Here is a 19,522-nt window from a genome sequence, read left to right as displayed (position 1 = left end):
AGCCCTGGACCAGAACCCGCTGTCCCGGTTCAGCCTATTTCACCTTCAGCGCTGTCAGCACCTTGTCGACATTGTCCTTGGTGACGAGCAGGACCCCGGTATCCAGCGTATCGGGAACCGGTCGGCCGCCGTCGCTCGCGGCGAGGCCAGCGGACCTCAGCCCGTTGTGATTATAGTCGTGCAGGATCTTCACGGCGTAGTAGATGAACAGTTCGCGGTTCTGCACCACGATGCCGTCGACCCAGCCGTCCTTGGCGGTCTTGAAGAAGTCGGGCGTCTGCTCCATCGCGGTCACCTTGATGTCGCCCGGATTCTTGCCGGCCTCGCGCAGCGCAGTGATGATGCCCGCTCCCGATTCCGAATCGAAGCCTGAGATGCCGGCGATGTCGGGATTGGCGGCCAGGACAGCCGCGGTAACCTGCGCCGCCTTCTGCGCATCGCCGCCGTCGTCTTCATTGGAGACAATGTTGTATTTGCCGCCGCCATTCGCCTCGATATAGGCCTTGAAGCCGGCCACGGCCTCGCGCATGTTGCCGGCATTGATGATCGACATCATGGCAAGCTTGCCGCCCTTCGGCAGCATCTCCATCATCTTCTTGGCCTGGGCGACGCCGACCTGCGTCCAGTTGGTACCGATATAGGCGAGACGGCCGGAATTGGGCAGGTCGCCGTCATCGACGACGGTCGGGACGCCCTGCTCCAGGCACTTCTTGACCGATTCAGTCAGCGACGGATCCCAACCGCCGACGACCGAAACGCCATTCGGCTTCTGGGCGCAGACCTGGTCGACCGCGGCGATGAAGCCCGGAAGGTCGAAATCCGTCGGCCCGGCGACGACCACCTTGACGCCGAGTTCCTCGGCGATCCTCTTCATGCCGACATAGTCGTACTGCACGAAGAGCGGCAGGTTCGCCTTGTTGGAAATCCAGTAGTAGGTCTCCTTGGCGTCGGCGGGGCCGAACGACGATTCCTGTGCGCGCGCCGGCCCCGTCACGGCCGACGCGAGCGCCGCTAGTCCCAGTGCGATTAGTGTCGATTTCAGTATTGAGCGCATTTTTCGTTCCCTCCTGATCGGTTTCTCTTCCCAGTTTTTTTGCACGTCTCACCGGCCTGGCCGGATTTCTCCCCGGTGCCGAACTAGCCGCGGCCCGCGGTCTTGAAGCGATCGAGCGAGACGGCGAAGAGCAGGACGAGGCCCACGACCAGTCCCTGCCAGAACACGCCGACCGCGTTGATGATCATGGCGTTCTCGATCAGCGCGATGAAAAGCACGCCGAGAATGCCGCCCAGAACGGTGCCCTCGCCGCCTTTGAGGCTGGCGCCGCCAAGCACCGTCGCGGTGATGACCTTGAGCTCGATGCCGACGCCGGCATTGACGACCGCGCTGTTCAGCCGCGCCGCTCCGAGCACCCCGGCAATGCCCGCCAGCGCACCCATGATGACGAAGCCGATCAGGATCAGCCTGTCGACCCGGATGCCCGACAGTTGCGCGGCGCGCGGATTGCCGCCGACAAAATAGAACTGGCGGAAGAAGCGGGTGCGGGCGATCAGCCAGCCGCCAATCAGAACGATGACGAGCATCGCCCAGAACGGCGACTGGATGCGCAGGAGCGGGTCCGCGACGCGGCCATATTCGGCGAAGTCGTCCGAAATCGGCGTGACACCGGTTCCGGCCGTCACATAGGTCAGGCTTCGATAGATGGTGAGCGTGCCCAGCGTCGCGATCAGCGCGTTGATGCCGATGCGAGTGACGATCAGGCCGTTGATCAGCCCGGCCACCGCCCCCACCACCACGCCGATGGCCAGCGCCGCCTCCGCCGGCCAGCCCCACCAGCCGGCAACAACGCCCGCCCACACGCCGGAAAGCGCCAAAGTCGACCCGACCGACAGATCGAACGTCCCGGCGATCATGAGAAGCATCATGCCGCAGACGAGGATGCCGACCGGAGCCAGATTGAGCAGCACTGCTCGCATGTTCGGCCCGGTCGGAAAATTATGGGGATAGATGATGGTCATCGCCAGCGCGAGCAGGACCACCAGCACGAACAAGGTCAGCTCGCGCGAATTGGCGAGACGGCGCACGATGCGCAGCAGCAGCGACTCCCGAGGCTCGGCCGGCGCTTGCACTTCGTTCTGGGAAACCTGTACCACGCTCATGCTCCAACCGCTTCCTTGCGTACTTCCGCCACGGACGATGTGAACCGGGTCGCCAGGCGCAGCACCTGCTCTTCGCTTGCGCCTTCACCAGGGAGTTCTCCGACGGTGCGGCCTTCGGCCATCACGACGATCCGGTCCGCCAAGGCCAGCACCTCCGGCAGATCCGACGAGACGACCAGGAGCGCGACGCCCCTCTCGGCCAGGCCGCGCAACAGGCGATAGATTTCCGAGCGGGCGCCGACATCGACGCCGCGCGTCGGCTCGTCGACGATGAGCAGGCGCGGCTCCATGGCCAGCCATTTCGCCAGCAGCACCTTCTGCTGGTTGCCGCCGGAAAGCTCGCCGACGATCTTGCGGACGCTCGGCGTCGCAATACGCAATTCGTCGACGAAGCTGCCCGCAAGCGCCTCGGCCTTGGTGTTGGAGAAATTGGCGCCGGACGAAACCTTCGACAGCACGGTCGCGGCGATGTTGTTGACGAGGTCCATGCCGAGGAACAGACCCGATGTCTTGCGGTCCTCCGGCACCATGCCGATGCCGGCGTGTTTGGCGTCCCATGGCCCTTGGGGATCGATCGGCGCGCCGCCGACACTGATCGTGCCGGCCTTGCGGCGCCTGGCGCCGAAGATCGCCTCGCAGAATTCGCTGCGCCCGGAGCCGATCAGCCCGGCAAGGCAGACGATCTCGCCGGCCCGCACGGTAATCGATGCCGACTGCACCAGAGGAGGTGCGGACACCGCATTGGCTTCGAGAACGATCGGCCCTGTTTGCCGCGCCGAAGCAGAACGGGAGAGATGCACCTCGCGGCCGACCATGAGCCGGATCAGCTCATCCGTCGTCGTCTCGGCGACCTTTCGCGTGCCCGCCAGCCGGCCGTCTTTCAGCACCGTGACGGAATCGCAGAGCGCAAAGATCTCGGCCAAGCGGTGCGAGACATAGATGATCGAGACGCCGTCCCTGGCCAGCCGGCGCACGATCTCGAACAGCTTCTCGGTTTCCGTCAGCGTCAGCGCCGCCGTCGGCTCATCCAGGATCAGGAGCTTCATGTCGCGCGACAGCGCCTTGGCGATCTCGACGATCTGCGCCTGTGCCGGCGACAGGAACGTCACCTTCATCGTCGGATCGATGGCGACGCCGAGCTGCGCGATCAGCGCGCGCGCCTTTTCGCGCATCAGCCTGACGTCGACCTGGCCGAGCCACCGCGTCGGCTGGCGGCCGGCGAAGATGTTCTCCGCCACCGAAAGCTGCGGCACCAGCGAGCCTTCTTGATGGACGATGCCGATGCCGAGATCGCCCGCGGCCTTCTCGTCAAATTCACCGAGTTCCGCGCCATCCAGCCGCACTTCACCCCTGGTGCGGCTGTAGACGCCCGCAACGATCTTGCCGAGCGTCGATTTTCCCGCGCCATTTTCGCCGAGCAACGCCCGGATCTCGCCCGGCTCGACCGACATCGAAACGTCGTCCAGCGCCCGCACGCCGGGGAACCACTTCGAAAGGTTCGAGACTTGGAGACGCGCCATGTCCGGCCTCAAACTCTGGCGAATGAGGCGGTCATCACTGCGCCTTCGCCTGGAGGTAGTGGGCCTGCTTGGCCTGGATCATCCAGACCATGGTTTCATTGACAGGCGTGGCCACGCCGGTGCGCTTGCCGGCATCGACGATGGCGCCGTTGATCACCTCGATCTCGGTCTGGCGGCTGGCCTCCACATCCTGCAGCATCGAGGCCTTGCCGCCGACTGCCTTTTCGAGCAGCCCGGTGATCGCAGCCCAGCGCTCGTCATAGTCGAGCGCGATGCCCTGCGCATTCGCCACGGCCACGACCTCCTTCAGGATCGCCGCCATCAAGCTCTTGGTGCCGTCGAAGGCGACGAGCTCATGCGACATGAAATGCAGCAGGCCGGCAACGGGCAGCGTGCAGGCGTTCAGCGCCAGCTTCTTCCAGACCTCGTCGAGGATCTTGTCGGACCGGGTGGTCTCGATCTGCGCCGCGCGGAAAGTCTCGATGACCTTGCCGAGGCGCTCGCTCGGCTTGCCGGTCAGCTCGCCGATATAGGTCATGCCGGAGCCCGGATGCTTGACACGGCCCGGCGCCAGCAATGTGCCACCATGGTAGGTGAGCCCGACCAGGACGCGGTCTTCGCCAACGATCGAGGCGATGCGTGGTGCGTTGCCCCAGCCATTTTGCAGGCTGAGCACCGCTGTGTCCTTGGCGATCATGGGTGCCGCCGCCCGAACGGCGGCTTCGGTGTGGTAGCACTTGACGAAATTGATGACGAGATCGACAGGCCCGACAGAAGCGGGTCTGTCGCTCGCCGGCACCCTTATCACTGGCTGCGACCCGTCTTTCTCCTCGATCGTCAAGCCGTTGTCGTTGATTGCCGTGACCGCCGCCTTCGAGACGTCGATAAGCGTCACGTCATTGCCAGCCCGGGCAAGATATCCTCCGAATATCCCGCCCATGGCTCCGCCGCCGCCCAGAATGGCGATTTTCATCAATCTTCCTCCCATTGACGGCCGCAGCCGCCCGGCAAAAGCGCGTCGATCCGCCCGGTTCGGTGCGTGCCGTACCAAACCAGCGCCGGCCGATGCCCGTTGAGCCCGGCCTTGTCGTCCCGCTCTTCAATCTTGAGATTTCAGCATTGCAAGCTGTTGCATGGTTGTCAAGCATGATGGTATGAAAGGTCTATGGTCGACCCTCTCGTCATCGAACGCAAGAAACTCTTCGAGCATGTGGCTTCACATCTCGAAGGACAGATCCTCTCCGGCAAACTGAAACCTGGAGATCAATTGCCGCCCGAACGCGACCTGCAGTCGCGCTTCGGCGTCGGCCGCCCCGCCATCCGCGAGGCGCTGATCTCATTGCAGAAGGCCGGCCTCGTCGAACTCACCAATGGCGCCCGCGCCAAGGTGCTGATGCCGACCGCCAGCCATATCTTCACCGGCATGGCGCCGGCGGTCAGGCAGATGCTGTCTACCGAGGAAGGCCAGCGCTCCTTTCAGGGCGCGCGCATGTTCTTCGAAGTCGGCCTCGCCCGGGAGGCCGCCCGTACGGCGACGCCTCAGGATCTGGTTTCGCTGCGCGAGGCGCTCGAAGCCAACCGGCTGGCTATCGGCGACCGCGAGCGCTTCACCAGCACGGACATCGCCTTCCACTTCGAGCTTGCTCGCATTGCCCGCAACCTTGTCTTCGTCGCCCTGCACGATCAGATCTCGGAATGGCTGAAGGAACAACGCGTCGTCACGCTGGCCGCCGACGGCCAGGAACAGACGGCCTACGAGGCGCACCGGGCCATCTATGACGGCATCGCGGCGCGCGATCCGGATCGTGCCGAACTGGCTATGCGCGAGCATCTCAATCAGCTGACGACGATGTTCTGGCGCCAACGGGCGAGCGAGCACGAGACCGGCGACCGCGGCGAATGAAGATCGGCGTCATCGGCGACGATTTCACCGGTTCGAGCGACATCGCCAACACGCTCGCCAAGGCCGGCGCGCGGACGGTTCAATTTGTCGGCACGCCGGCCGCGCGACTGGAGACCGAGATCGACGCCGCGGTCATTGCGCTGAAGACGCGCTCGATCGACGCCGGCGATGCGGTGGCGCAATCGCTGGCTGCCTGCAGATGGCTGGTTGCCAACGGCGCCGAGCAGGTCGTTTTCAAATACTGCTCGACTTTCGATTCGACGCCGCAAGGCAATATCGGACCGGTCGCGGAAGCGCTGCTTGAGGAGCTGGACGCGCCGCTGGCGCTGGTTTGCCCGGCTTTCCCCGCCAATCGCCGCACGCTCTACAATGGGCACCTCTTCGTCGGCGACCACCTGCTCAGCGAGTCGGGCATGGAAAACCATCCGCTGACGCCGATGACCGATCCCGACATAAGGCGATGGCTTTCGCGCCAGACATCTCTAAAGGTCGGTCATCTCACGCTCGAGAGCTTGCGCTCGGGTGGTGCGGAAGCGGCCTTGGGCATTGTAGAACGCAACAGCGAAAGACTGATCGTCGCCGACGCGATCTCGGATGACGATCTCCTGGCGCTGGGCCGGATAGCCAGGTCCCACCGGCTGGTAACCGGCGGCTCCGGCATTGCCATGGGCCTGCCCGGCAATTTCGGCATCCAGCCTGCTATCGGCGACCTGCGGGAATTCGCGGGCAGCGACGGTCCAGGCTTCATCCTCTCCGGCAGCTGCTCTTCGGCGACGCGCAGGCAGATCGCCGCTTATGGCGGTGCCCGGCCGTCGAAGCGCCTGGCTGCCGCCGAGGTGCTCGATCCGGGCGCTGCCGTCGCCAGCTGTCTCGATTTTCTGGCCAGCCACAAGGATGCCGGTCCGCTTGTCTATTCGACGGCGGAACCGTCGGAGGTGGCCGCGGCGCAAGCCCGATACGGGCGCGAAAGGCTGGCGGCATTGTTCGAGACGATCTTCGCCGAGCTCGCTCTGGAGGCGGTGGCCGCCGGCTTCCGGCGGATCGTGGTTGCAGGCGGCGAAACGTCCGGCGCGGTTGCCTCGGCATTCGGAGCGGCGGCGCTCGAGGTCGGCCCGGAGATCGACGCCGGGGTGCCGGCGCTCGTGCTCGACGGCAAGCCGAGGCTGGCCTTGGCGCTGAAATCGGGCAATTTCGGCGCCGACGATTTTTTCGAACGCGCGCTCGACATGCTGAAAGGCTACGGCCGATGACCCTGGGAGAACAGCGACTGCGCGACGAGTTTTGCCGATGGGGCGAATCCCTGTTCATGCGCGGCTACACCGCAGGCTCATCCGGTAATCTGTCGGCTCGGCTTGCCGACGGGTTCCTAGTGACGCCGACCAATTCCTGCCTGGGCTATCTCGAACCCGGCAGACTGTCGAAGCTGGATGCTCAAGGCGCGGCTGTGTCCGGCGATGCTCCGACCAAGGAAATCCCGCTCCACATGGCATTCTATGAAGCGCGACCGCAGGCGGCTGGTGTCGTGCATCTTCACTCGACCTATGCCACGGCGCTCTCCTGTCTCGAAGACACCGACCCGGAAGACGCCATTCCGCCAATCACCCCCTATGTGGTGATGCGCGTCGGACGCGTGCCGCTCCTGCCCTACACCCATCCCGGCTCGGCCGATGTCAGGCCGCTGGTGCTGGCCAAGGCTCCAAACCATGCGGCCGTCCTTCTGGCCAATCATGGGCCGGTGGTTTCGGGGCGCAGTTTCAGAGACGCGGTATTCGCCGCGGAAGAGCTGGAAGAGACGGCAAAGCTGGTGTTGCTGACAAGACAGCTGGCCGTGCGGCGACTGGATGCGCAGACCGTCGCCGAGCTTGATCAGCGTCGGCAGAAGTGAACGTCCGGACGCTCTTGTCCGGTGCGAACGCCTGAACGGCGGGTCCCCTGAATGCCTATTCGAACGAGTAGGTAAATCCTTCCGCGGACGCACCCACGATGACTTTCGTCATCTTCTTGCCCTCCAGCGAGCGATTGAGCACGCCGCGGCTGAGTTCCGGCAACAATGTGTTGGTGAGGATGGCATCGATCATGCGCCCGCCCGACTCGATCTCGGTGCAGCGCGCCTTGACCAGGTCCATCACGCCGTCGCCGATCACCAGTTCGGCATCGTTGGTTGCCTTGAGGCGCTTGGCGATCTTGCCGAATTGATGCCGGGCGATCGCCTCGATCATCGCGTCCGAGAGCGGATAATAGGGGATGGTCACCACGCGGCCGAGGAAGGCGGCAGGAAACACTTTCAGCAGCGGGGCGCGCAAGGCTGTGTCAAGATCGTCGATGCCGGTCCGCACCGCGCCGTTCTTGGTGCGGTCCATGATGACGTCGGACCCGACATTCGAAGTGAGCAGGATCAACGTGTTCTTGAAGTCGATCCTGCGGCCTTCGCTGTCATCCATCATGCCCTTGTCGAAGACCTGGAAGAAGATCTCGTGCACGTCGGGATGCGCCTTCTCGACCTCGTCGAGCAGGATCACCGAATAAGGTTTTCTGCGCACCGCCTCGGTCAGGATGCCGCCCTTGCCGTAGCCGACATAGCCGGGCGGCGCGCCCTTCAGCGTCGAGACCGTGTGCGCCTCCTGGAACTCCGACATGTTGATCGAGATCAGGTTCTGCTCACCGCCATAGAGCATTTCGGCGAGCGCCAGAGCGGTTTCGGTCTTGCCGACGCCGGAAGGTCCGCAAAGCAGGAACACGCCGACCGGCTTTTCCGGCGCGCCGAGGCCGGCGCGGCTGGTCTGCACGCGCCTGGCGATCATTTCCATCGCGTGATCCTGGCCGACCACCCGCTCGGACAGCGTCGCGGCGAGCCTGAGCGCCTTCTCGGTCTGGCTGGACAGCATTCGTCCGGTCGGAATGCCGGTCCAGTCCTGCACCACGGCGGCGACAGCATTGCGGTCGACCGAGGGCAGGATCAGCGGCGTCTCGCCCTGCGCGGCCGCGAGTTCAGCCATCAGCTCGCGTAGCCGCGCCAGGTCGGCGGCGGCTTCATCCGCCGGCTCAGCAGAAGCCGCATCGGCCTTTGCGGATTTGGATCCCTTGGCTTTCGAGGCCTTGATTTTCTTGGTCTCGGCTGGCTTTTGCTCAGGCGCCTTTGCCGCGCCTTCTGCGCTCTCGGTCTCCGCGGCGGCGGCCTCTTCAGCCGCCGCCGCATCGAGCGGCACGCCCTCGCCGCGCAATTTTGCGCGCAGGTCGAGTATCTCGGCCACCAAAGCCTTTTCCCGGTCCCAGCGCGCCTGGGCGGCGGCCAAACTGGTCTCGGTTTCCGCCAACCCGGCGTCGACGCGGGCCTGCCGGTCGGCCACGTCGATGCCGATCGCCGCCTCGCGGCCGATGATGCCGTTCTCGACCTCCAGCGCCTGACGGCGGCGCAGGATATCCTCGACCTCGGCCGGCGTCGCATGTTGCGAGACCGCGACGCGGGCGCAGGCGGTGTCGAGCAGGCTGACCGCCTTGTCCGGCAATTGCCTGGCCGGGATATAGCGGTGCGAAAGCGAAACCGCCGCCTCGATCGCCTCATCCAGGATCTGCACCTTGTGATGCTGCTCCAGCACGCCGGCGACGCCGCGCAGCATCAGCACGGCCACCGCTTCCGACGGCTCGTCGATCTTGACCACCTGGAAGCGGCGGGTCAGCGCCGGGTCCTTCTCGATGTGCTGCTTGTACTCGGCCCAGGTCGTGGCGGCGATGGTGCGAAGCTCGCCGCGCGCCAATGCCGGTTTCAAGAGATTGGCCGCATCGCCGGTCCCGGCCGCGCCGCCGGCGCCGATCAGCGTATGCGCCTCGTCGATGAACAGGATGATCGGTACCTCGGAGGCCTGCACCTCGTCGATCACCGCCTTCAGCCGCTTCTCGAACTCACCCTTGACGCTGGCGCCCGCCTGCATCAGCCCGACATCGAGCATGCGCACGCTGACATTCTGCAAGGTCGGCGGCACGTCGCCCTGGGCGATGCGCAGCGCAAAGCCCTCGACCACCGCGGTCTTGCCGACGCCCGCCTCGCCGGTCAGGATCGGGTTGTTTTGCCGGCGTCGCATCAGGACATCGACGATCTGTCTTATTTCCGGATCGCGTCCGACGACAGGATCTATCTTGCCGTCGCGGGCGCGCTGGGTCAGGTCGGTGGCGTATTTGGCAAGCGCCGAATCCCCGCCCGGACCGCGCTTCATCGGCGTCTCGGCAGCCGCTGCGGCGGGAGGCGAGCCGGCTTCGAGCGAGCCTTCGGTGACATCGGCGAAGCGGGAAATGACACCATCCGCGTCGATCTTGTCGAACTCGGCGCTGATCTTGGACACCAGGCCTTCCAGCACCGGCGTCTTCAGGCAGGCAAGCAGGATGTGAGCACTGCGCACCTCCTCCACGCCGAACTGCAGCGTCGCAAGGCTCCAAGCATCGTGAATGGCTTGAAAGATATGCTCGGACATTTCCTCCACCGACGTGGCGCCGTAGGGCAGCTTGTCGACGGCGCGGGTCAGGTCGGCGGTCAGCCGGCTTGTATCCAAGCCGGCATCGGCCACGATCATCTGAACATCCGAGCGATCGGATAGAACCAGTTGCTCAATGAAATGGACAAGCTCGACATAAGGGTTGCCGCGCAGCTTGGCGGCGCTGGCAGCTGCCATGAAGGCACGCTGACAGAGAGGATTCAGCTTGGCGACCAGTTCCTTACGCTTGAAGCTCTGCGATGACCGGCGCTGTTCCATTGAACCTGCTCCCCGCAACCTGCCGACCCTACCCTGCCATATAAGCGGCTGCTTGACAAAGCCGCGTGACGGATAAGGCGTTTTGAATCTATCCGGGCGGCACCGCCCGGTTACACAAGCCTTGCAAACTCGTTGCAACAAACACTGGATTGCGGTCCGAGCTATGCGAGCCATTTCACATACCGGGTCCGACAATCGCGCAATGGGTTTCGCCGCAAGAGGCGGTCGTGTTTAGCTTCCGTTAGTTTTTGCGCAGATGCTCAATTGTCGTCGCGTGAGGCCGGTGATAACGTTACATCACATGGGGTCTCAGGGCCGCTGGCTGGGGGTAGGTGTGATTGATCTCGCACTCTGGCTGAATCCTCTGAACGGTGCGAATCCGTCGGGTGAGGACTTGCGCAACGACCCGGCTTTCCATGAGCTGGAGCGCCTGACCGAAGCCCAGCTCAAGGTCGTCCACGATGGCGGCAACAAGACCTCGCAAGCCACTGTCCCGGTAGACTGGCCGGCCGTTCTGGAAAAGGCGGAGGAATTGCGGCTTCGCGGCCGCGACTTGCGTCTGGTGGTTCTCGTCACGCGCGGCCTTGCCAATGAAGAAGGACTGGCCGGCCTCGCCCAGGGGCTGACGCTGATTGCGCGGACCTTCGAGCAGTATTGGGACACGATGCACCCGTCGCTGCGCACCGGCGCGCCGCGCGAAGCCGCCTTACGCCGCATCAACGCGCTGCTCGATCTGCAGAACGGCCAGGAAGGCTTGCTGGCGAACCTCAGGCAGGTGGTCTTCTTCTCGCCGCGCGCGATCGGGCCGATCAGCGGCCGGGACCTGGAACAGGCGGCGCTCGACGAGCGCGTCATGCTCCAGGAAGCGGCCTCCGGCCTGGGAGCCGCCGAAAAGGCGGCCCTGACGAGCGCTCACAACCAGCTGTTGAACCGGGTGCGCACCGGCTGTGCGGCACAAATCGATCAGGCAGCGGACGCGATGACGTCGCTGCAGGCCGACGCGCGTGCCGCGATCGCCGCCCTCGACGCAGTCGACGCCGCGCTCAACGCCCGCATCGAAGGCAATGGCGCCACTGTCCCGGAATTGAAGAAGTTCCTGCAGCGTTTGTTGACGACGCTGGAACGGAATTCCGGCGCCGTGGCAAACGGCGCCGCGAAGCCCGCTCCGCAGGCAGCGGAACTAGCAATGCCCGCCCGAAACGGTCATGCAGGCGAAGCGAGGGGGGCCGAGACGATGGCAAGTGTGGCAAGCTCTGTGGAAGCGGGCGCCGGCCTGCCGGACCGAATCAACTCGCGCGACGAAGTCGTCAAATGCCTCGACCTTGTCGTCGCCTTCTACGACCGCACCGAACCGTCGAGCCCCATCCCGCATCTCGCCCGGCGCGTGCGCCGGATGGTGCACATGGATTTCGTGGAACTGATGGAAGATCTAGCCCCGTCGGGGCTGAAGGAGTTCCGGCTGCTTGCCGGTGTCCCCGATCCCAAGAAGCCGGCCCAGAAGGATGAAAGGTAGAAAAGCATGCCAGCAGAGAGCAAAGCCAAGGTCATCGAAAGAAACCGCGCGCCGCGCGTGCAGATCGCCTACGACGTTGAAACCTACGGCAGCCCGACGACGATCGAACTGCCGTTCGTCATGGCCGTGATGGCCGACCTTTCCGGCGCTTCACAGACCAAGGAAGCGTCGAAGTCGGTCCTCGACCGCAATTTCGTCGAAACCGACGCCAACCGCTTCCCGAAATTCATGGAAGCGATGGGACCGCGCGTGAAGGCGCGGGTGAAGAATACCCTGCCGCAGGTCGAGGGTCAGGAGCGGGACGAAGAGCTGGCGATCGATCTCACCTTTTCCAAGATGGGCGATTTCGCGCCGGACAAGGTTGCCGAGCAGGTCCCGCAGCTGGCCGAGATCCTGAAGATGCGCCGTCAGCTCGAGGAGCTGCTCGGCTTCATGGACGGCCGCGTCGACGCCGAAAAGCGCATTGCGCAACTTCTGAACAACGAGCCGCTGCTGAGCAAGATCGCCAGCCAGGCGATGGATGACGGCAAGGGCGAGGAGTAAGTCATGGCCGAACAGCAAAAGACAGCAGCCGCCACCGCCGAGGCGGAAGCCATCGATCTCGGTGAATTCAGCGGACTTCTCGAAAAGGACTTCAAGGTCAAGAAGGACGACAGCGAAAAGCTGCAGCAACTGGTGCGCAACCTGGCGCTTGCCGCTCAGTCGCGCTCCGAGACCACGACCATCTCGTCCAACGCGATCAAGTCGATCAAGTCGCTGATCGCCGGCATCGACAAGATGCTGACGACGCAGGTCAACGAGATCCTGCATGCGCCGGAAGTGCGCGAGATGGAAGGCACCTGGCGCGGCCTCTGGTACCTGATCAACAACACCGAGACGGATACCAAGCTCAAAATCCGGGTGATGAACATCTCCAAGGAGCAGCTGGCCGATACGCTCGAAGACTATGAAGGCCAGATGTGGGACCAGAGCCCGGTCTTCAAGAAGGTCTACACGGACGAGTATTCGATGCTGGGCGGCGAGCCGATCGGCTGCATCATCGGCGCCTACGAGTTCTCCAACCATCCGCGCGACGTCGGCCTGCTGCGCAACATTTCGGGCGTCTGCGCCTCGGCGCATACGCCGTTCATCGCGGCAGCCTCGCCACGGCTGTTCCGCATGGACAGCTGGCAGGAACTGCCGAACCCGCAAGACCTGCAGATGATCGTGAACAACCCGGCCTATGCCTCATGGCAGTCGCTGCGCGAAAGCGAGGACGCCCGCTATATCGGCCTCACCATGCCGCGGGTGCTGGCGCGCCTGCCCTACGGCTCGGAGACCGTTCCTGTGAAGGGGTTCACCTTCGAGGAAGAGGTGGGCGGCGACCACAACAAATATGTCTGGATGAACGCCGCCTTCCCCATGGGCGTGAACATCAACCGCAGCCACAAGCTCTACGGCTGGGGCACCCAGATCCGCGGCGTCGAAAACGGCGGCACGGTGCTCAACCTGCCGGTGCACGCCTTCCCGACCGACGACGGCTCGATCGCGATGAAATGCCCGACCGAGGTCGCCATCGACGATCGGCGCGAGGCGGAATTGGCCAAGCTCGGCCTGATGCCGATCCTGCATCGCAAGAACACCGACCTTGCGGCCTTCATCGGCGCGCATTCGCTGCAGGATGACGAGACGCGCGCCGGGCGTCTGGTCGACCCCGACGCCCAGTCGAACGAACGGCTGAGCGCCAACCTGCCCTACCTCTTCCCGGTCTCGCGCTTCGCGCACTACCTCAAGGCGATCGCGCGCGACAAGATCGGCTCGTTCAAGGAACGCACCGATATGGAGACCTGGTTGACCGAATGGATCAACCGGTACGTGCTGGCCAATCCGGCCTTTGCCGACGACAAGGCGCGCGCCAAGCGCCCGCTTGCCGCGGCGGAGGTCCAAGTCGACAGCGTCGAAGGCCGGCCCGGTTACTACAATGCCCGTTTCTATCTGCGTCCCCACTACCAGTTGGAAGGCATCAACGCCTCGCTCCGGCTGGTGTCGGAACTGCCGTCAGTGAAGGGCTGAAATCATAAGCAAAGTCATCTTGTTGCGTTTGAAAGCGGTGGAGAAAGACAATGCCAGACAGAACCGATGCGCCTTCGATGAAGATCGACGGTTTCCTGAAAGTCCCGGATATCAAGGGCCCGAGCAAGCGCGACGGCCATGAAGACGAAATCGAGATCCATGGCGTCGATTACAAGATGATCGCGCCCTACGACCCGAATTCGCTCTCGCGGCGCGGCCGCGTGTCGATGGGTATGATCAAGTTTTCCAAGCACTACGACAAGTCGTCGCCCTACCTGAAGAAAGCGTTGTTCGAGAACAAGGCGCTCGACGAAGTCGTGTTTTCGGCTCGCCGCACCATTGATGGCGAGACCAGCGACTATCTGGTCGTGACCCTTACCGACGCCTCGATCATGGAATACGACATGCGGCAGGCCGCCGACGAGGCGGACCTGATCGAGGAAGAGGTCAGCTTCGCCTACAAGAAGATCAAGTTCGTCTACGACAAGGACGACGAGATCGAAATGGACGTCTATGTCGGCAAGTGAGGCCAAGCGGCCTGGCGCGAAAGCGCAGCTTGCCGGCAGTTCCCGGGCAAAGCGCGAGGCGGTCCAGCCCTCTCTCTGGGACCGCCTCGTCAACGACTTGCCCGGGCTGACGTCGGAGATCGACGGGCTGCGCCGTCTGCTGGAAGAAGAACTCGGCGCCGAGCGCGTCGAGGCTCTTCTTGCCGGCAGCGCGCGCGTCATCGATGCCGATGCCGAACTCACGTCCGAGCAAAAAAGACGACTGCATAGGCTGGTCTTCCAGACCGACCATCGCACCGAAATCGAAAGCCGAGGCGTGGTGGTCTCGGCGCGCGTGCTCAGGGAAGCCGTCCGGCGCGACATCGAGGCCCTGTTCAACACCGAGCGCTTCGAGTCCGTGCCGATGCTTTCCGATGCCGAGCACGAACAGCCACTGGACGAACTGCCGCCGCTCGCCGACTTTCCGGAGGTTCGCCGCAGCGTGATCAATTATGGCGTGCCGTCCTTTTCGGGCCGCTCGTCGCGGGATTTCGACCGCGATACTCTGGCGCGCGAGATCCGCGCGGTGCTCGCAACCTTCGAGCCGCGTCTGAAGGAGAGCGCGACGACCGTCAATGTCACGCTCGGCGACAAAAGCGTCGGCCTCAAGATCGAGATCGACGCGGTGCTGATCATGACGCCGACGCCCGAACGCATGCGGCTGCGCACCACGATCAATCTCGACAACGGCCTGGCGCGAACCGAATTCCGGGAGACCTGAGATGGATCGGGTCTTCGTGGAGTATTACGAAGAGGAACTGACCCATATCCGGGCGCTTGCCGCGGAATTCGCCGACATGCATCCGGCGGTCGCCCGCAACCTTTCCCTCGACACGGTCCCCTGCCCCGACCCTTATGTCGAACGGCTGCTCGACGGCGTGGCCTTTCTCGCCGCGCGGGCGCGGCTCAAGGTCGACGCGGAGCGCTCGCGCTTCTCGCGGGCCGTGCTCGACGTGCTTTACCCGGATCTGGTGACGCCGGCGCCGGCGACAGCGATGGCCGTGCTGAAACCCGGCCAGCAGGTGCAGTCGATGATCGCCGGCCACGGCGTCCCGCGCGGCACGCGGCTGGTTTCCGGCCTGCATCCAGGGCTTTCGACGCGCTCGACCTTCACCACCGCGCAAGAAGTCACGCTGTGGCCGATCGCGATTACCTCGGTCAGCTATTTCCAGGATCGCAGCGCGCTGGCGGCGGCCGGTATCGCGCCGGTCGGCGGCATGCGCGGCGAGGCGGCGTTCCGCATCGCGCTTGCCCGAACCGGAAAAGGCAAGCTCAGCGAATTGTCTCTCGACCGTCTCGATCTCTATTTCGCCGGGCGCACCAAGGCGCCGCTGCTGTTCGACACGATCTTCGGCGCCTGCTCGGCCGTCGGCGCGCGGGCGGAAGGCAAGACCAATCCGCTCACGGCGCTGCCCGAGCCCGAGATGATCGGCATAAGCGACGATGAAGCGCTGATGCCGCGCACGCGCCCGACCTTCGAGGGATACCGGCTGCTGCGCGAATATTTCATGATCCCCGAACGCTTCCACTATGTGCGGATCGCCGGCCTGCAGCCGGTGGTGCGCAAGTGCGACGGGGGAATAGAGATCATCTTCCTGTTCCGGCGTCCGGCGCCGGAGCTCGCCGATGTGACCGCCGCCGATTTCGAGCTGTTCGTAACGCCGATCATCAATCTCTTCGAACGCGAGTGCAACGTCATCGAGATCGATCCGCGCCGGACGCGCCAGGTGCTGCACGCCGACCGCACCCGGGCGCGCGACTTCGAGATTTTCCGGGTCAGCAGGGTGGAAGACGCCGACGCGGAAGGCAACGAGGCGATAATTCCAGAATTGTTCAGCCTGGGGCAGAACCGCGGCAGCGGCTGGGTCTATTCGACCGAGCGACGTCCCCGTCGGGCCACGGAAGACGAGCGGCGCGACGGCCTGACCCGCACCTCCTACACCGGCGACGATGTGTTCCTCGCCGTCTCGAGGCCGGCCGGCAGCCAGCCCAACCGGCCGCTGAAGCGGCTCGACGTGATGGCGCTGTGCACCAACCGCGACCTGCCGATCCTGGACGACACGCCGGCGCTGACGCTGGAGACCGCCGATCCGGTGGAAGCGGTGCGGTTGCTGGGCGCGCTGCGGCCGCCGCAGCCGGCGATCCCGGCAGCGCTGCCGGCGGGCGCAGAAGGCGAATCCCGCGCCGACAATCTCGCGTGGCGGCTGGTGGCGCAGCTCTCGCTCAATTTCCTCAGCCTTGCCAAGGAAGGCCGCGGCGTCGATCCGCTGCATGCATTGCTCGACCTCTACGCCGATCGCGGCGATCCGAGCCTTGCCCGCAATGTGCATTCGATCACCCGCATCGACTCGCGACCGGTGATCGAGCGGCTCAAGATCGACGGGCCGATGTGTTTCGGACGCGGCACCGAGGTGACGCTGCATGTCGACCAGTCGGTGCTGGCGGGCCAAAGCACGCTGCTGCTTTCGGCCCTGCTTGCGCGGCTGTTTGCCCGCCATGCCGGGATAAACGGTTTCGTGCGGACGCGCACGCGGTTGCTGCAGAAGCAGGAGGATGTGCCATGGCCGATGACGCCCGGCAATCGCTACCTGATCTAGCGCGGCCTGCCTCGAACGAAGGCGAGCCGCTGTCGGAGAGCTTCGACTTCTTCGAGCTGCTGCGCCGCCTGGAGCAGCGGCGCGGACTGTTCGGCCATTCGGGTCAGGCCGACCGCGAGCCGGCAAGGCTCGGCCAGCATGTGCGCCTGAGCTTCTCGGCGAGGGACGTGGTCAAATTCCAGGATGCCAAGGACAAGGCTCCGGCGCGGGTGACCGTCGCCAATCTCGGCCTGCTTGGACCGGAAGGGCCGATGCCGCTGCATCTGACGCGCTGGGTGCTCGACCGGCTGTCGCAGCGCTGGTTCACGGGCGTCGACGCCGAGCAGACCAGCGACACGACCTTTGTCGACTTCGTCAACATCCTGCAGCATCGCCTGATCGCGCTCTACTACCGCGCATGGGCAGACGCGCATCCGGCGGTGCAGGTCGAACGTTCGGTCGGCGGACGCGTCCGCGCCATGCTTGAAGCGATGGCCGGGATCGGCCTTCCCGGCACACAGGATCTCGAGCTCGACACTGTGCGGCTGCGCCAGGCCGGATCGCTGGCCAACCAGGTGGACGGCGCGGAGCGGCTGACGCTGTTCCTCGCCACGGCCTTCAAGGTGCCGGTGCAGATCAAGGAATTCGTCGCCGCCTGGATCACCATCCCGAAAGCGCTCCAGAGCCGCGTCGGCAAGGCCTATGCGACCCTCGGCAGCGGGGCGACGATCGGCCCGCGCGTCTTCAGCCGGCAAAGCAGGATCGAATTGCGCGTCGGACCGCTCGGCCTTGACGACTTCAAGTCGTTCCTGCCCGGAGAACGGCGCCTCGCCCTGTTCAAGAAGGCGGTGCGCGACATGATCGGGGAAGCGCTCGACGTCGATATGCGCCTCGTGCTGGCGCGCGACGCCGTGCCTCCGCCGCGCATGGGAGCCATCCAGCTCGGCCGAACCTCATGGCTTTCACGCCCCGCCGAAAAGGGGGATGCTGACGATCTCAGGCTGCAGACCGTCGTCGGCTGGCGGCCGGAAATGGCGGAGGCAGCCGCATGAGCCTGCTGCTGACCTTGGAACAGGGCCCGCGCTCGCAGGTGGTCAGGCAGACCCGGCTGGACGAGGGCGAGCTGGTGATCGGCCGCAGCGCCGATGCCGGCTGGCAGATCGACGATCCGGACATGTTCGTCTCGCGGGCGCACTGCAAGATCAGCGGCGGCCGGGATGGCTACTTCGTCACCGACACGTCGAGCAGCGGATTGTTCATCGACGATTCCGAGAGCGCTCTGGGGACCGGCAGGTCGACCCGGCTGCAAAGCGGCATGCGGCTGCGCATGGGCGACTACGTGCTCCATGTCGAGATCCAGCCAAGCGCTGGCCACACCTCGGTCGGCCAGGCGCCGATCGCCAATCATTCGACGCCGGCATGGTCATCGCCGCAATCGCGGACGCCACCTAGCATCGGTGGCGACGACTTCTTCTCGGCCAAGGCCGAGGAAGAGCCGCAGCGGCCGCGCCCGGCCGGGCTGCCGAACCCGTTCGAACAGCCTGTGCCCGGGGCTTACGACCGCGCTTCGAGCCAGCGCAGCTCACCGGCCTTCGACGACCCGTTCAGCCTCGATCCGGTGGCGACGCCTGCCTCGAACGAGGAGCCGACCGCCGGCCAGTCGGATCCATTCGGCTTCGGCGAGATGCCATCGCGCAACGTTACGGCCGAGCCTGCGCCAAAACCGTCCGCCTTCGACGACGATTTCAGCTTCGGGCCAGCCGCGACGGCCGCTTCCACCAACGGCACCGATCCAGCTGGTCGTGCCGGGCGCCCCGCCGAAAAGCCGCAGGCCGCTCGTCCCTGGGAGATACCGGTGCAGGTGGCCGATTCCCTTGCTCCACCGCCGCGCGCTGTTCATGTGTCCAAGCCATCGCGTCCAGCGCAACCGGCGCCCAGCGACATGGCGTTGCGCGCCGCGTTCCTGCGCGGCATGGGCGTCGAGGAAGCCGATTTCCCCGGGCGCGACGCGATCGCCGAAATGGAAAAGTTCGGTCGGGAATACAGGCTGATGCTCGACGGCCTGATGCAGCTCCTGCGCAAGCGCGCCGAGGAGAAGGGAAGCGCGCGCGTCGCCCAGACGATGGTCGGCGCTTCCGAGGTCAACCCGCTCAAATTCCTGCCGACGGTCGAGGATGTGATCGTCACCATCATCGCCGAACGCAGTCCTGGCTTTCTCTCCGGCGAGGCGGCGATCGGCGACGCGGTGAAGGACCTTGCGCAGCATCACGTGCGCGCCTGGCGCGGCGTGCAGGCCGCTCTGCGGCGCATGATCGACCGCTTCGATCCGGCCGCGATCGAGGAAGAGCTCAAAGCCAATTCCGCAATCGGCAATCTGCTCGCCGGCGGGCGCAATGCCAAGCTGTGGGAGCTCTACCAGAAACGCCATCGCGACATCGCCCAGAGCGCGGAATCGAGCTTCCTGGGCGAGATCGGCGCAGACTTCAGGGACGCATACGAAGAGGAGTAGGG

16 protein-coding genes are annotated in these 19,522 nt (G+C 64.9%); 11 read left to right on the top strand and 5 right to left on the bottom strand.

The annotated features are described in order from the left end of the window. Positions 1-34: 34 nt before the first annotated feature. The 4 genes from YU3_RS0123340 to YU3_RS0123325 form a co-directional block, all read right to left on the bottom strand. Positions 35-1,054 carry a substrate-binding domain-containing protein gene (locus YU3_RS0123340; protein WP_027168508.1) on the bottom strand — a complete coding sequence of 340 codons (1,020 nt, stop codon included), beginning with the start codon at positions 1,052-1,054 and terminating at the stop codon, positions 35-37. Positions 1,055-1,137: 83 nt separating this feature from the next. Next, a complete protein-coding gene (locus YU3_RS0123335) occupies positions 1,138-2,157 on the bottom strand; it encodes an ABC transporter permease (protein WP_027168507.1) in 1,020 nt (339 codons plus the stop codon). After that, the gene (locus YU3_RS0123330; protein ID WP_027168506.1) at positions 2,154-3,677 is read right to left on the bottom strand and encodes a sugar ABC transporter ATP-binding protein; all 1,524 of its coding nucleotides are present in this window, start codon (positions 3,675-3,677) and stop codon (positions 2,154-2,156) included. Before YU3_RS0123330 ends, YU3_RS0123335 begins: the two co-directional genes overlap by 4 nt. A 34-nt stretch (positions 3,678-3,711) precedes the next feature. After that, positions 3,712-4,650 (bottom strand): 2-dehydropantoate 2-reductase, encoded by a 939-nt coding sequence (locus YU3_RS0123325; RefSeq protein WP_027168505.1) that lies wholly within the window; start codon positions 4,648-4,650, stop codon positions 3,712-3,714. Positions 4,651-4,842: 192 nt separating this feature from the next. Between YU3_RS0123325 and YU3_RS0123320 the strand changes: the two genes are divergently transcribed. Genes YU3_RS0123320 through YU3_RS0123310 form a run of 3 tightly spaced genes read left to right on the top strand, consistent with a single transcriptional unit; the run spans position 4,843 to position 7,465 of the window. Further along, complete coding sequence (locus YU3_RS0123320; RefSeq protein ID WP_027168504.1) at positions 4,843-5,580, top strand: FCD domain-containing protein; 738 nt, start codon at positions 4,843-4,845, stop codon at positions 5,578-5,580. Beyond that, a complete protein-coding gene (gene otnK / locus YU3_RS0123315; RefSeq protein ID WP_027168503.1) occupies positions 5,577-6,830 on the top strand; it encodes a 3-oxo-tetronate kinase in 1,254 nt (417 codons plus the stop codon). The genes YU3_RS0123320 and otnK overlap by 4 nt, the downstream gene beginning before the upstream one ends. Next, a complete protein-coding gene (locus YU3_RS0123310) occupies positions 6,827-7,465 on the top strand; it encodes an aldolase (protein ID WP_027168502.1) in 639 nt (212 codons plus the stop codon). Before otnK ends, YU3_RS0123310 begins: the two co-directional genes overlap by 4 nt. A gap of 55 nt (positions 7,466-7,520) precedes the next feature. Here the strand turns inward: YU3_RS0123310 and tssH are convergent, their stop codons facing one another. Further along, a complete protein-coding gene (tssH, locus tag YU3_RS0123305) occupies positions 7,521-10,325 on the bottom strand; it encodes a type VI secretion system ATPase TssH (protein WP_027168501.1) in 2,805 nt (934 codons plus the stop codon). 334 nt (positions 10,326-10,659) lie between these two features. Between tssH and tssA the strand changes: the two genes are divergently transcribed. From tssA to tagH, 8 genes are all read left to right on the top strand, one after another. After that, the gene (gene tssA, locus YU3_RS0123300; RefSeq protein ID WP_027168500.1) at positions 10,660-11,838 is read left to right on the top strand and encodes a type VI secretion system protein TssA; all 1,179 of its coding nucleotides are present in this window, start codon (positions 10,660-10,662) and stop codon (positions 11,836-11,838) included. 6 nt (positions 11,839-11,844) lie between these two features. Continuing rightward, on the top strand, positions 11,845-12,381 hold the full coding sequence (gene tssB / locus YU3_RS0123295) for a type VI secretion system contractile sheath small subunit (RefSeq protein WP_027168499.1): 537 nt from the start codon (positions 11,845-11,847) through the stop codon (positions 12,379-12,381). Positions 12,382-12,384: 3 nt separating this feature from the next. Next, positions 12,385-13,890 (top strand): type VI secretion system contractile sheath large subunit, encoded by a 1,506-nt coding sequence (tssC, locus tag YU3_RS0123290; protein ID WP_027168498.1) that lies wholly within the window; start codon positions 12,385-12,387, stop codon positions 13,888-13,890. 77 nt (positions 13,891-13,967) lie between these two features. Next, positions 13,968-14,417 carry an Hcp family type VI secretion system effector gene (locus tag YU3_RS0123285; RefSeq protein WP_027168497.1) on the top strand — a complete coding sequence of 150 codons (450 nt, stop codon included), beginning with the start codon at positions 13,968-13,970 and terminating at the stop codon, positions 14,415-14,417. Continuing rightward, a complete protein-coding gene (gene tssE / locus YU3_RS0123280; protein WP_027168496.1) occupies positions 14,404-15,156 on the top strand; it encodes a type VI secretion system baseplate subunit TssE in 753 nt (250 codons plus the stop codon). The genes YU3_RS0123285 and tssE overlap by 14 nt, the downstream gene beginning before the upstream one ends. A 1-nt stretch (position 15,157) precedes the next feature. Further along, positions 15,158-17,032, top strand: coding sequence for a type VI secretion system baseplate subunit TssF (gene tssF / locus YU3_RS0123275; protein ID WP_027168495.1), 1,875 nt, complete (start codon positions 15,158-15,160; stop codon positions 17,030-17,032). Beyond that, entirely contained in the window at positions 16,996-18,063 is a 1,068-nt protein-coding gene (tssG, locus tag YU3_RS0123270; RefSeq protein WP_027168494.1) for a type VI secretion system baseplate subunit TssG, read from the top strand. The genes tssF and tssG overlap by 37 nt, the downstream gene beginning before the upstream one ends. Beyond that, on the top strand, positions 18,060-19,520 hold the full coding sequence (gene tagH, locus YU3_RS0123265; RefSeq protein ID WP_027168493.1) for a type VI secretion system-associated FHA domain protein TagH: 1,461 nt from the start codon (positions 18,060-18,062) through the stop codon (positions 19,518-19,520). The genes tssG and tagH overlap by 4 nt, the downstream gene beginning before the upstream one ends. Positions 19,521-19,522: the final 2 nt, after the last annotated feature.

It is taken from the genome of Mesorhizobium sp. WSM3224 (assembly GCF_000427725.1).
Classification (GTDB): domain Bacteria; phylum Pseudomonadota; class Alphaproteobacteria; order Rhizobiales; family Rhizobiaceae; genus Mesorhizobium.
This window is presented reverse-complemented; position numbering and strand designations above follow the sequence as displayed.

Bases quoted from the DNA above. Each gene is read 5' to 3' on its own strand.
- otnK (WP_027168503.1), top strand. From the start codon at position 5,577: ATGAAGATCGGCGTCATCGGCGACGATTTCACCGGTTCGAGCGACATC.
- tssE (WP_027168496.1), top strand. From the start codon at position 14,404: ATGTCGGCAAGTGAGGCCAAGCGGCCTGGCGCGAAAGCGCAGCTTGCC.
- tagH (WP_027168493.1), top strand. From the start codon at position 18,060: ATGAGCCTGCTGCTGACCTTGGAACAGGGCCCGCGCTCGCAGGTGGTC.
- YU3_RS0123335 (WP_027168507.1), bottom strand. From the start codon at position 2,157: ATGAGCGTGGTACAGGTTTCCCAGAACGAAGTGCAAGCGCCGGCCGAG.
- YU3_RS0123320 (WP_027168504.1), top strand. From the start codon at position 4,843: ATGGTCGACCCTCTCGTCATCGAACGCAAGAAACTCTTCGAGCATGTG.
- tssH (WP_027168501.1), bottom strand. From the start codon at position 10,325: ATGGAACAGCGCCGGTCATCGCAGAGCTTCAAGCGTAAGGAACTGGTC.
- tssF (WP_027168495.1), top strand. From the start codon at position 15,158: ATGGATCGGGTCTTCGTGGAGTATTACGAAGAGGAACTGACCCATATC.
- YU3_RS0123310 (WP_027168502.1), top strand. From the start codon at position 6,827: ATGACCCTGGGAGAACAGCGACTGCGCGACGAGTTTTGCCGATGGGGC.
- tssC (WP_027168498.1), top strand. From the start codon at position 12,385: ATGGCCGAACAGCAAAAGACAGCAGCCGCCACCGCCGAGGCGGAAGCC.
- tssG (WP_027168494.1), top strand. From the start codon at position 16,996: ATGGCCGATGACGCCCGGCAATCGCTACCTGATCTAGCGCGGCCTGCC.
- YU3_RS0123285 (WP_027168497.1), top strand. From the start codon at position 13,968: ATGAAGATCGACGGTTTCCTGAAAGTCCCGGATATCAAGGGCCCGAGC.
- YU3_RS0123325 (WP_027168505.1), bottom strand. From the start codon at position 4,650: ATGAAAATCGCCATTCTGGGCGGCGGCGGAGCCATGGGCGGGATATTC.
- YU3_RS0123340 (WP_027168508.1), bottom strand. From the start codon at position 1,054: ATGCGCTCAATACTGAAATCGACACTAATCGCACTGGGACTAGCGGCG.
- YU3_RS0123330 (WP_027168506.1), bottom strand. From the start codon at position 3,677: ATGGCGCGTCTCCAAGTCTCGAACCTTTCGAAGTGGTTCCCCGGCGTG.
- tssB (WP_027168499.1), top strand. From the start codon at position 11,845: ATGCCAGCAGAGAGCAAAGCCAAGGTCATCGAAAGAAACCGCGCGCCG.